The sequence below is a fragment of the Rummeliibacillus sp. TYF-LIM-RU47 genome (assembly GCF_008638315.1).
In the GTDB taxonomy this organism is placed as follows: Bacteria; Bacillota; Bacilli; order Bacillales_A; family Planococcaceae; genus Rummeliibacillus; species Rummeliibacillus stabekisii.
In genome coordinates, this window is the sequence record NZ_VVIR01000001.1 from 1,106,709 (window position 1) to 1,118,888 (window position 12,180).

General features: G+C 38.8%; 12 protein-coding genes. All 12 read left to right on the forward strand.

The genetic code is table 11. The features are described 5' to 3' along the window. The first annotated feature begins 22 nt into the window (after positions 1–22). The gene (gene grpE / locus F0527_RS05425; protein WP_150284033.1) at positions 23–631 is read left to right on the forward strand and encodes a nucleotide exchange factor GrpE; all 609 of its coding nucleotides are present in this window, start codon (positions 23–25) and stop codon (positions 629–631) included. Between the two features lie 36 nt (positions 632–667). Further along, positions 668–2,497 carry a molecular chaperone DnaK gene (gene dnaK / locus F0527_RS05430; RefSeq protein ID WP_150284034.1) on the forward strand — a complete coding sequence of 610 codons (1,830 nt, stop codon included), beginning with the start codon at positions 668–670 and terminating at the stop codon, positions 2,495–2,497. Positions 2,498–2,767: 270 nt separating this feature from the next. Beyond that, positions 2,768–3,901, forward strand: coding sequence for a molecular chaperone DnaJ (dnaJ, locus tag F0527_RS05435; protein WP_066786293.1), 1,134 nt, complete (start codon positions 2,768–2,770; stop codon positions 3,899–3,901). A 19-nt stretch (positions 3,902–3,920) separates the two neighbouring features. After that, on the forward strand, positions 3,921–4,859 hold the full coding sequence (gene prmA / locus F0527_RS05440) for a 50S ribosomal protein L11 methyltransferase (RefSeq protein WP_150284035.1): 939 nt from the start codon (positions 3,921–3,923) through the stop codon (positions 4,857–4,859). A 17-nt stretch (positions 4,860–4,876) separates the two neighbouring features. After that, a complete protein-coding gene (locus F0527_RS05445) occupies positions 4,877–5,614 on the forward strand; it encodes a 16S rRNA (uracil(1498)-N(3))-methyltransferase (RefSeq protein WP_150284036.1) in 738 nt (245 codons plus the stop codon). Positions 5,615–5,629: 15 nt separating this feature from the next. Continuing rightward, positions 5,630–6,964 (forward strand): tRNA (N(6)-L-threonylcarbamoyladenosine(37)-C(2))-methylthiotransferase MtaB, encoded by a 1,335-nt coding sequence (mtaB, locus tag F0527_RS05450; protein WP_150284037.1) that lies wholly within the window; start codon positions 5,630–5,632, stop codon positions 6,962–6,964. Between the two features lie 81 nt (positions 6,965–7,045). Further along, entirely contained in the window at positions 7,046–7,876 is an 831-nt protein-coding gene (locus F0527_RS05455) for an N-acetylmuramoyl-L-alanine amidase family protein (RefSeq protein ID WP_150284038.1), read from the forward strand. A 234-nt stretch (positions 7,877–8,110) separates the two neighbouring features. Then, positions 8,111–8,914, forward strand: coding sequence for an SDR family NAD(P)-dependent oxidoreductase (locus F0527_RS05460; protein WP_150284039.1), 804 nt, complete (start codon positions 8,111–8,113; stop codon positions 8,912–8,914). Between the two features lie 148 nt (positions 8,915–9,062). Further along, a complete protein-coding gene (gene deoC, locus F0527_RS05465; protein WP_147193830.1) occupies positions 9,063–9,731 on the forward strand; it encodes a deoxyribose-phosphate aldolase in 669 nt (222 codons plus the stop codon). Positions 9,732–9,849: 118 nt separating this feature from the next. Further along, complete coding sequence (gene rpsU, locus F0527_RS05470) at positions 9,850–10,023, forward strand: 30S ribosomal protein S21 (RefSeq protein WP_004227078.1); 174 nt, start codon at positions 9,850–9,852, stop codon at positions 10,021–10,023. Between the two features lie 378 nt (positions 10,024–10,401). Continuing rightward, entirely contained in the window at positions 10,402–11,142 is a 741-nt protein-coding gene (locus F0527_RS05475) for an NfeD family protein (protein ID WP_150284040.1), read from the forward strand. A gap of 10 nt (positions 11,143–11,152) precedes the next feature. After that, on the forward strand, positions 11,153–12,157 hold the full coding sequence (gene floA, locus F0527_RS05480) for a flotillin-like protein FloA (protein ID WP_147193827.1): 1,005 nt from the start codon (positions 11,153–11,155) through the stop codon (positions 12,155–12,157). The last annotated feature ends 23 nt before the right edge of the window (positions 12,158–12,180 follow it).

Sequence of the window (12,180 nt, forward strand, 5' to 3'; positions counted from 1 at the left end):
CGGTAGAAGAGGAGGATATTAATTGTCTAAATCAGAAGAAGAAAAAGAACAGTTCGCTGCAAATGAAGAGACAGCTAAAGAAAATGCAGCACCAAAAGCTGATGAAAACGTAGAAGCTGTACCGGAAGAAAAAATGGAAGCAGCTAGAAACGATGAAACAGATGAAAAGGTAGAAGAACAAGTAGACGAGCTAGCGCTACTAGAAGAAAAGCTGGCTAAAGAAGAAGAACGTTACCTTCGTTTGCGTGCAGACTTTGATAACCTAAAACGCCGCACGCAACTTGAACGTGCAGCACAAGAGAAGTATCGTGCTCAAAGCTTGCTGACAGACTTATTGCCAGCACTAGATAACTTCGAGCGCGCTATGCAAGCTGAAGCGACAACGGACGAGGCAGTATCGATGAAACAAGGAATTGAAATGATTTATCGTTCTCTTGTTGAAGCGACTAAGAAAGAAGGTCTTGAGCCGATTGAATCGCTTGGCGCTGAATTTGATCCCAACATACACCATGCAGTGATGCAAGAACATGACGAGTCAAAAGACCCGGGTATTGTTTTGCAAGAGCTGCAAAAAGGGTATATGCTGAAAGACAGAGTGCTTCGACCAGCAATGGTAAAAGTAAACGAGTAGTCGGATTAAGTAATGAATCACTAGGAGGAATTTTTAATGAGCAAAATTATCGGTATTGACTTAGGAACAACAAACTCATGCGTCGCTGTACTTGAAGGCGGCGAACCAGTTGTAATCGCTAATAAAGAAGGAGCGCGCACAACTCCATCTGTTGTGGCATTCAAAAACGGTGAACGCCAAGTAGGTGAAGTAGCAAAACGCCAATCTATTACTAACCCAAACACAATTAGTTCAATTAAACGCCATATGGGTACAGACTACAAAGTAACAATTGAAGATAAACAATATACACCGCAAGAAGTATCTGCCATGATTCTTACACACTTAAAAGAGTATGCAGAAGACTATCTAGGTGAAAAAGTATCAAAAGCTGTAATTACAGTACCTGCTTACTTCAACGATGCAGAACGCCAAGCTACTAAAGATGCTGGTAAGATTGCTGGTTTAGAAGTAGAACGTATTATCAATGAACCTACAGCAGCTGCACTTGCATATGGTTTAGAAAAAATGGACCAAGACCAAAAAGTTTTAGTATTTGACCTTGGTGGCGGTACGTTTGATGTTTCTATTCTTGAATTAGGCGATGGTGTATTTGAAGTACTAGCCACAGCTGGGGACAACCGTCTTGGCGGTGATGATTTTGACCAAAAAATTATTGATTATTTAGTAGCGGAATTCAAAAAAGAAAACGGCGTAGATTTATCTCAAGATAAAATGGCTATGCAACGCTTAAAAGATGCTGCAGAAAAAGCGAAAAAAGAACTTTCTGGTGTGACTTCAGCACAAATTTCATTACCTTTCATCACTGCAGGCGAAGCTGGCCCATTACACTTAGAAGTAACTCTTTCTCGTGCTAAATTCAATGAATTAACAGCTGATTTAGTTGAACGTACAATGGTACCAACACGCCAAGCATTGAAAGATGCTGGATTATCTGCATCAGAAATCGATCAAGTAATTCTTGTGGGTGGTTCTACTCGTATTCCTGCTGTACAAGAAGCAGTGAAAAATGCAACAGGTAAAGAACCTCATAAAGGCGTTAACCCTGATGAAGTTGTAGCAATGGGTGCAGCTGTACAAGGCGGCGTATTAACTGGTGATGTGAAAGATGTTGTTCTTCTTGACGTAACACCTCTATCACTTGGTATTGAAACAATGGGCGGTGTATTCACTAAATTAATCGACCGTAATACAACAATTCCAACATCTAAATCTCAAGTTTTCTCAACAGCTGCAGACAATCAACCAGCTGTAGATATTCATGTGCTTCAAGGTGAACGCTCAATGGCAGCAGACAACAAAACACTTGGCCGCTTCCAATTGACTGATATTCCGCCAGCACCACGTGGTATCCCTCAAATCGAAGTAACTTTCGATATTGATAAAAACGGTATCGTGAATGTTAAAGCGAAAGATCTAGGCACACAAAAAGAACAAAAAATCACAATTCAATCAGATTCTGGTCTATCAGAAGAAGATATCGAGCGCATGGTTAAAGAAGCTGAAGCAAATTCAGAAGCTGACAAAAAGCGCAAAGAAGAAGCAGATCTTAAAAATGAAGCAGATCAACTAGTATTCCAAGTTGATAAAACAATTACTGACTTAGGCGATCAAATTACAGATGAAGAAAAAACTTCTGTAACAGAAGCAAAACAAGAATTGCAAAATGCGCTTGAAGCTGGTGAAACAGAAAACATCAAAAAAGCGAAAGAAAAACTTGAAGGCGTTCTACAACCTCTTGTAATGAAAGTTTATCAACAAGCAGCTGAAGCGCAACAAGCACAAGCTGGCGCTGAAGGAGAAGGCAAAAAAGACGATGGTGTCGTTGATGCTGACTTCACTGAAGTAGAAGACGATAAAAAATAATTGTGCAAAATCTATATAAAATCTGAACTTACGCAATGTACCTTTTATCAGAGTATTAAAAAGGAAGACAATGCTCTCGGTTGTAATCCGGTACTATAGTAAAAGTTCGTTTATGTAGAATAAAAAGATAATCAAAAGCCAAAGACCGCTCTCGGGCTTTGGCTTTTTTAAATGAGAGCTGAAATACACCTTTTCAATAAAAGTGTGTTTTTGCCATTTTATAAATACATGATACAATAATATTTATGTTAAAAGAGCGGAGTGTGAAAGATGGAAAAACGCGATTATTATGACGTCTTAGGAATTAGCAAAACGGCTTCTCAAGACGAAATAAAAAAAGCATACCGTAAGTTATCAAAACAATATCATCCTGACATCAACAAAGAGGAAGGCGCAGATGAAAAGTTCAAAGAAATCGCTGAAGCATATGAAGTATTAAGCGATGAACAAAAAAGAGCGCGTTATGACCAATTTGGACATCAAGATCCTAACCAAGGCTTTGGCGGATTTGGCGGCGGATTTTCAGGTGCTGAAGGTTTCGGTGGCTTTGAAGATATTTTCAGTACCTTCTTTGGCGGTGGCGGCCGTAGCAGAAGAGATCCGAATGCACCGCAAAAAGGCGATGATTTGCAATATCGCATGACTATTAGCTTTGAGGAAGCAGTATTCGGGAAAGAAAAAGAAATTGAAATTCCTCGTGAGGAAACATGCGAAACATGCCATGGTAACGGTGCAAAACCGGGCACATCCAAAGAAACATGCTCACACTGTAATGGTTCTGGGCAAATTTCAGAAACAGTCAATACACCGTTCGGTCAAATGACAAATCGCCGTACCTGTGGCTATTGCGAAGGAACTGGCCAAATCATTAAAGAAAAATGTCCAACATGCCATGGTGCAGGAACAGTTAAAAAACGTAGAAAAATCAAAGTCAATATTCCAGCAGGTGTAGACGATGGTCAACAATTACGCATAAGCGGCCAGGGAGAGGCTGGGAAAAATGGTGGCCCTTCAGGTGACTTATATATCGTTTTCCATGTACGTGCACACGAAAAATTTGAGCGTGATGGCGACGATATTTATTTGAAATTGCCAATCACCTTCCCTCAAGCAGCCCTTGGCGACGAAATTGAAGTGCCAACAATCAATGGCAAAGTAAAAATGAAAATCCCTGCAGGCACTCAATCAGGCGACCACTTCCGCTTAAAAGGAAAAGGTGTTAAAAACGTGCATGGCTATGGCAATGGTGATCAACACGTCATCGTTCAAATCAAAACACCAAGTAAACTAACTGAGAAGCAAAAGGAACTACTTCGAGAGTTCGCAAATATTTCTGGAGATATCCCAGAAGAACAAAGCAGTTCATTAATTGATAAATTGAAGAAAAAATTTAAAGGCGAATAATTAGAGGAGTGATTTGCAAGTGAAATGGTCGGAAATTTCGATTCATACTGCCAATGAAGCAGTAGAACCTATTTCAAATATATTATATGAAGCTGGGGCAAGCGGTATAGTTATTGAAGATTCTCAAGAGCTAGCAAAAACAAGAGAAAATGTATACGGAGAAATTTACGATTTAGACCCGTCAGACTTTCCGGTAGATGGAGTTGTCGTGAAAGCATATTTGCCTGTTACCAGTTTTTTAGCAGAAACAGTAGAAGAGATCAAGCTTGCAATCACAAATCTCCATCAATTTGATATAAATATTGGAGCTAATGAAGTTACCACGAGTGAAGTACAAGAAGAAGATTGGGCAACTGCATGGAAGCAATACTATCATCCTGTTAAAATATCAAATCGCTTCACCATCGTTCCATCATGGGAAGAATATAAGCCAGTTGAGAGTGATGAATTAATCATCGAGTTAGACCCTGGCATGGCATTTGGTACAGGAACACATCCGACAACCGTTCTTAGTTTGCAGGCGTTAGAAAAGTATATTAAGCCAAATTCTACAGTCATTGATGTCGGCACAGGCTCAGGCGTCTTGGCAATTGGCGCGGCGCTCTTAGGAGTGAAAAGCGTTCATGCCTTAGACTTGGATGAAGTAGCAGTTCGCTCTGCGAAAGAAAATGTTGTTTTGAACAAAGTTGAAAATAGTATTAATGTGGTACAAGGAAATCTTCTAGATACAGTAAAAGAACCAGCAGACTTAGTTGTTGCAAATATTTTGGCAGAAATCATCATGACATTTACGAATGACGCTTATTCTATTGTGAAACCAGGTGGATACTTTATCACTTCTGGGATCATTGAAGGGAAAAAAGAAGACGTAAAAAAATCACTGCTTGATGCTGGCTTTGACATCGAAGAAGTGATGATGATGGAAGACTGGGTTACAATTATTTGTCGTAAATCCTAATAGGTTGGAGTGGTATAATGCAAAGGTATTTTATAGAGCAACCCTTTAATGATGAAATAGCCACGATTCGAGAGGACGATGCGCATCACATTATCAATGTGATGCGCATGCGTCTTGCTGATGAGCTAATCGCTGTACATAATGGAGAAGCATTCGTCTGCAAGATAACAAAGATAGATAATGGTTCGGTCGAAGTGCAAAAAACAGGCGAAGTGCGTCCGAACACAGAGTTACCAATCCATGTAACGATTGCATGTGGATTGCCTAAGGGAGATAAGCTTGAACTTATCGTACAAAAATCAACAGAACTTGGTATGTACGATTTTATCCCATTTGAAGCAGAACGTTCCATTGTAAAATGGGATGCGAAAAAAGGGAAAAAGAAACAAGAACGACTTCAAAAAATCGCAAAAGAAGCAGCAGAGCAATCACATCGAACGCATATTCCAACAATTCATGAACAGTATAGCTTTAAACAGCTATTGCAAGTTGTAGGAGATTATGATGTTGTATTTCTTGCAGATGAAGAAGATGCTAAAGAAACATCGCGAACGCGATTTGCCGAAAGATTAAAAAAGGTGTATGATTATAAATCAATGCTTGTGATTTTCGGTCCTGAAGGTGGGATTGATAGATCTGAAGCCCAAGCACTACAACAATTAGGATGTCAGAGTATCTCGCTCGGACCTAGAATATTAAGAGCAGAGACAGCGCCACTATACGTTTTATCTGCTATATCATATGAATTTGAATGAAAGAGGTGAGCAGCCTTGTCATCAGTGGCTTTTCACACACTTGGTTGTAAAGTGAATCACTATGAAACAGAAGCTATTTGGCAACTGTTTAAAGATGAAGGCTATGAACGAAAAGATTTTGATCATCAATCGGACGTATATGTAATCAATACATGTACTGTAACGAATACAGGCGATAAAAAAAGTCGCCAAGTAATTCGCCGGGCGATTCGTCAAAACCCAGACGCAGTCATCTGTGTAACTGGTTGTTATGCTCAAACATCTCCTGCTGAAATTATGGCTATTCCAGGAGTAGATATTGTCGTAGGTACACAGGATCGTATGAATTTGCTTTCTTATATCGAACAATACAAAAAAGAGCGTCAACCTATCAATGCTGTAAAAAACATTATGAAAAACCGTGTTTATGAAGAGTTGGACGTGCCTTACTTTACAGATCGTACGCGAGCGTCTTTAAAAATTCAAGAAGGATGTAACAACTTCTGTACATTTTGTATTATACCTTGGGCTCGTGGGCTGATGCGTTCTCGTGATCCGCAAGAAGTTGTTCGTCAAGCGCAACAATTAGTGGATGCAGGCTATTTAGAAATTGTCTTAACAGGAATTCATACAGGAGGTTATGGTCAGGACCTTAAAGATTACAATTTAGCGCAGTTGCTTCGTGATCTTGAAGCGAATGTGAAAGGGTTAAAACGTTTGCGAATTAGCTCAATTGAAGCTAGCCAGTTGTCTGACGAAGTAATCGAAGTGTTAAGAGATTCTAAAATTGTCGTCAACCATCTTCACATCCCAATCCAATCAGGATCAGACACTGTATTAAAACGCATGCGCCGCAAATATACAATGGAATTCTTCGGTGAGCGCCTTGATCGCTTGCGTGAAGTTTTACCTGACTTGGCTATTACATCAGATGTTATTGTTGGATTCCCAGGCGAGACAGAAGAGGAATTTATGGAAACATACAATTTCATTGCTAAACATCAATTTGCAGAATTGCATATCTTCCCTTACTCAAAACGGACAGGAACACCTGCTGCACGTATGGAAGATCAGATTGATGAAGAAATCAAAAATGAACGTGTTCACCGCTTACTGACATTAAATGATCAGTTGGCAAAAGAATACGCCTCTAGATTTGAAGACCAAGTCCTTGAAGTCATCCCGGAAGAAGTGGTTCAAGAAGGCGAAGATACTGGGCTTCTTACTGGCTATACAGCAAACTACATGAAAGTAGTTTTCGAAGGTAGTGAGGATATGATTGGTAAGTTAGTGAAAGTTAAAATTGAAAAAGCCTACTACCCGCATTCTTATGCACAATTTGTGCGTGTAATGGATACGGTAGAAGTATAAAGACAATAACAGAAAGCCTAGCGAGACGAATGCTAGGCTTTTTGTTATAGTTAGGAGTAACACAAGAATTGAGGCGATTGAATGAAAAAATTAGCACTATCCTTAATCATCTTGGCATTTATTATTTCTGGCATTACATTACTTGTAAATTATAAAACCAACGAAGGTTTAGTAAACACCCAACAAACTCACCAAAAAAATGCGGCTAAAGAAAACCCCCAAAATCATATGAAATCACAGGAAAAGAAAAAGACAAAAGCTCCACACCAGAGAAAGAAAAAACAATTGGTCATTACGATTGACCCCGGACATCAATTGAAAGCGAATGTTGGACAAGAGCCAGATGCTCCACATTCTTTACAAACCAAATATAAAGCAACAGTAGGATCTATTGGTATTACAACAAAAAGACCAGAGTACGCTGTTACATTAGAGGCTGCAAAAAAGTTATCTGCACAACTAAAGAAAAAGGGATTTAAAACGATTTTGACAAGGCATGCGAATGATGTGGATTTATCCAATGTAGAACGAACCAAACAAGCGAACAAGAATAAATCATTTTTGTATATTAGAATTCATGCTGATGGAGCTGAAAATCCAAATGCTTCTGGCTTTTCTGTGATTGCGCCGGCAAAGAATGAACATACAGCTTCTTTCTATAAAGATAGCAAGAGGGCAGCAGAGGATATTTTAAAACAAGTCTCTCACAGGACGGATATTTACCAAAATGGCATAAGCTATCGTGGTGATCAAGCCGGTTTTAATTGGTCAAAAGTACCAGTGGTGTTAGTTGAATTAGGTTTTTTAACTAACCCTAATGACGAAAAAAGACTGTTAGACAGCGATAAACTTGATAAGTTAACAGTCGATATTGCTAAAGGTGTTGAAGTTTACTCAAAACGAAAAAAATAATTATCTATTACCGAACAAATTAATTTGAAATCTAATATTTAAGTGTTAAAATATATTAGTAGAAATAATTAAGTCTATATCACATTACCAACCCTATAATGGCACACACTACCTTTCATAAAGAGTAGTTAACTATGGATTATTAGCTTTGGAATGTCGATTGAAACTAATGATCAGCGAGGATAAAGGTCCCACTGATGAATAGGTTTCATTTTAATTTGGGAGGTTTTTTAAATGGGACGTGTAGAAGGTAAAGTAGCATTAGTGACAGGCGGTGCATCAGGTATTGGTTTATCATCAGCTCAATTGCTTGCAAAAGAAGGAGCAAAAGTAGTTATTGGTGATTTTAATATAGAAGGTGCCAAAAAAGAAGCTGAAGCATTGCAACAACAAGGTTTTGAAGCAACAGCAATCTTTTTAGATGCTGGAAACGCAGATTCTATTAAAGAAGCAGTAGAATTCACAGTCAACACTTATGGTACCATCACTACTTTATTTAACAACGTAGGCCTAACTAATCTACGTAAAGATTTAGATGTTGTGAATATGGATTTAGATGAATGGGATCGTTTGATGAACGTTAACTTAAAATCTGTATTGCTTGGTTCTCGATTTGCTATTCCATATATGCAAAAAGCGGGCGGCGGTTCAATTATTAATACAACATCTATGGCTGCCTTTGCATCTGATGCGGTACGTTCAGCATATGGTGCATCAAAAGCAGCTGTAGCTCAATTAACAAAATACATTGCTACTCAATACGGCAAAGATAACATCCGTTGTAATGCAGTGGCACCGGGATTAATTTTAACTCCTGCTGCTAAGAACAATATGCCACAAGGTATGTTAGATATTTTCTCTAAATATAATGCTTTACCTTATCATGGTGAACCAAATGATATTGGCTATACTGTCGTATTCCTTGCATCAGATGAGTCAAAATTCATGACAGGACAAGTATTGCAAGTTGAAGGCGGTCACTATATCGCAAACCCATCTATTGCAGATGTTCAAGCTTGGACAGAACAACAAAAATAATAATATTAAAATCCATATGCCGAGCATATGGATTTTTTTATTCTACTTTGGGTAAGTGGTTTTAGTTCTTCTTTTTTATGGATAAACTATATTAAGTCATGGTAGACTTTAGAGGTACGTACAACTTTATTTAAAGGAGAATTTCCAAATGGCTAAAAATTATGCATCATATATCGACCACACATTATTAAAACCCGAAGCAACAGAGGAACAAATCAAAAAGATCTGTGCAGAGGCAAGAGAATATAACTTTGCATCTGTTTGCATCAATCCTTCTTGGGTTAGTCTAGCAGCCGAAGAATTAAAGGGTGCTGACTCTAAGGTGTGTACAGTAATTGGATTTCCTCTAGGGGCTTCAACATCAGCAACGAAAGCATTTGAAACAAAAGATGCCATCGCTAATGGCGCTGACGAAATTGATATGGTCATTAATATAGGCGCTTTAAAGAGCGAACAATATGATGTAGTAGAAAAAGATATAAAAGCTGTTGTTGATGCAGCAGACGGTGTGTTAGTGAAAGTTATTATTGAAACTTGCCTACTATCTACAGAAGAAAAAATCAAAGCATGTGAACTTTCAATCGCAGCTGGTGCTGACTTCGTAAAAACTTCTACTGGTTTTTCAACAGGAGGTGCGACGGTTGAGGATGTTGCATTAATGCGTAAAACAGTTGGAGAACATACAGGTGTAAAAGCATCTGGCGGCGTGCGAAGCCTAGAAGATTTAGAAGCAATGATAGAAGCAGGAGCTACAAGAATCGGTGCAAGCTCTGGCGTCCAAATCATGAAGGGCAACCGTGCAAAAACTGACTATTAATTGAAGCAATAGTATTGACCAAAACCTATTAATAAGTTATACTTTTTTAGTACACAATGATATGACGTATGATTTTATTATTGTGTTTTGACGTGTGTTCGGAGGGAGGGAAAGAGAGATGTCAAAAACTGTCGTTAGAAAAAACGAATCGCTTGAAGATGCTCTTCGCCGCTTCAAACGTACTGTTTCTAAAAGTGGTACAATTCAAGAGGTAAGAAAACGCGAATTCTATGAAAAACCTAGCGTAAAACGCAAAAAGAAATCAGAAGCTGCACGTAAACGTAAGTGGTAATTTAAATTCCTAGACAATCCCTACGTTCTAAACACGCACTATCATGATTTATAAACTCGCAAATGAACTAAGCTGAGAAGTCTTACTAGATTTCTCAGCTTATTTTTTTGAAAGAAAGCAATAAAATTACTCAAAGGAACTAGATATTCCTTTGGCCAGATGTGATATTTTCAGTTTTTAATCTACAAACTCTTAAAATATTAGACAAATAAGACATGTTATAAATATTTCTTAAATAACTGCGTAATATAATACACAAGCTTAAATTATGCTACATATCGACCAATTTTAAATGAAAATAAAATGAAACTTCTAGCACTTTCAAACGTAAGTTAGAGTATAAGCTTGTGCGAAGAGGAGGGATCACATACATAACTAATGAAAAAGATCATCATTATATTTATTTGTACGCTATCTGCCGCATTTATTGCGGAAACTAGCTTTGCAGCCCAAGCCTCTGCTGCTTCTTTACCAGGCTGGCAACTTTTTATGACCCATCCCATAACGGTAACAGTATTGCTGTCGCTCGCCAGTTTCGGCCTTGTATTGCAGCTGTTTTCACCGCATTTTGGTTTTGGAGGAATACTCAGCATCCTTGCATTGTTGATATTCTATGTCGTTCATTTTATTGCAGGCTTTGCATCTTGGCTTGGTATTATAATGCTTCTAATTGGTGTTGGGCTTGTTTTATTGGAATTTTTACTGCCAGGCGGCATAGTCGGCATTATTGGTTTTGCGGCAATCATTGTCAGCTTGATAAGTTCAGGCGCAAATACAACGCATATGGCTTATGCAGTCTTGATTGCTCTTATTATAGCAGTCGTAGGAATGGTGATTATGATGAAATTTTTCGGCAAAAAACTAAATTTGTTGAACAAAATGGTGTTAAAAGATTCAACTGATACAGAACATGGTTATGTATCTAATCTGAATCGCACTGATTTACTTGGAAAAGTGGCCGTTACCGCTACGCCGCTCCGTCCCTCTGGCACTGCCATGTTGGGGGATGAAAGAATCGACGTGGTAACGGAAGGCGGCTACATTGAAGCGCATAGAAATGTAATCATTATTAAAGTAGAAGGCGTCCGTATTGTTGTACGGGAGTCTGAAAACGTATAGGAGGATTAGAATGGCCATTACAGGTAGTTTTATCTTTACAATTATCGGCATTGTTGTTGTCTTTTTGGCTTTAATTATTTTATTTACTTTTGTACCAGTGGCTCTATGGATTTCAGCCCTTGCAGCTGGTGTTAAGGTAAGCATTTTCACATTAATTGGTATGAGGCTACGCCGGGTTATTCCTTCTCGTATTGTCAACCCGCTCATTAAAGCCCACAAAGCAGGACTTCCTGTTACCATCAATCAATTGGAAAGCCACTATTTAGCAGGTGGTAATGTAGATCGTGTTGTAAATGCATTAATCGCAGCACATCGAGCGAATATCTCGCTTACCTTTGAGCGTTGTGCAGCAATTGACCTAGCGGGCCGTGATGTTTTAGAAGCTGTTCAAATGTCTGTAAATCCAAAAGTTATTGAAACGCCATTTATTGCAGGGGTTGCAATGAATGGGATTGAAGTAAAGGCAAAAGCTCGTATTACAGTACGAGCAAATATTGAACGTCTAGTCGGTGGTGCGGGTGAAGAAACAATTGTAGCTCGAGTTGGCGAAGGGATTGTAAGTACTATCGGTAGTTCAACAAGTCATACAGAAGTTTTAGAAAACCCTGACTCCATTTCTCAAACGGTATTATCAAAAGGCTTAGATTCAGGTACTGCGTTTGAAATCTTATCTATTGATATCGCGGACGTAGATGTAGGCAAAAATATTGGGGCAGAACTTCAAATCGAGCAAGCCCAAGCGGATAAGAATATTGCACAAGCGAAAGCGGAAGAACGTCGTGCTATGGCTGTTGCATCCGAACAAGAAATGATTGCGAAAGTACAAGAAATGAAAGCTAAAGTAGTAGAAGCTGAAGCAGAAGTGCCGATGGCAATGGCAGAGGCGCTTAGAACCGGTAACATCGGTATTATGGACTACATGAATTATAAAAACATCCAAGCTGATACAGGGATGCGTGATTCAATTGGCAAAATGAATCAACAACATGACGGTGGTTCATCTACTGAAAGCTAGGCCTTTGAAAGGAAGCGTTTTGA

What these genes read in the sequence shown, in the direction of transcription:
- F0527_RS05455 (WP_150284038.1), top strand. Translation starts at nt 7,046, where the DNA reads ATGAAAAAATTAGCACTATCCTTAATCATCTTGGCATTTATTATTTCT.
- dnaK (WP_150284034.1), top strand. Translation starts at nt 668, where the DNA reads ATGAGCAAAATTATCGGTATTGACTTAGGAACAACAAACTCATGCGTC.
- rpsU (WP_004227078.1), top strand. Translation starts at nt 9,850, where the DNA reads ATGTCAAAAACTGTCGTTAGAAAAAACGAATCGCTTGAAGATGCTCTT.
- F0527_RS05445 (WP_150284036.1), top strand. Translation starts at nt 4,877, where the DNA reads ATGCAAAGGTATTTTATAGAGCAACCCTTTAATGATGAAATAGCCACG.
- F0527_RS05475 (WP_150284040.1), top strand. Translation starts at nt 10,402, where the DNA reads ATGAAAAAGATCATCATTATATTTATTTGTACGCTATCTGCCGCATTT.
- F0527_RS05460 (WP_150284039.1), top strand. Translation starts at nt 8,111, where the DNA reads ATGGGACGTGTAGAAGGTAAAGTAGCATTAGTGACAGGCGGTGCATCA.
- deoC (WP_147193830.1), top strand. Translation starts at nt 9,063, where the DNA reads ATGGCTAAAAATTATGCATCATATATCGACCACACATTATTAAAACCC.
- dnaJ (WP_066786293.1), top strand. Translation starts at nt 2,768, where the DNA reads ATGGAAAAACGCGATTATTATGACGTCTTAGGAATTAGCAAAACGGCT.
- floA (WP_147193827.1), top strand. Translation starts at nt 11,153, where the DNA reads ATGGCCATTACAGGTAGTTTTATCTTTACAATTATCGGCATTGTTGTT.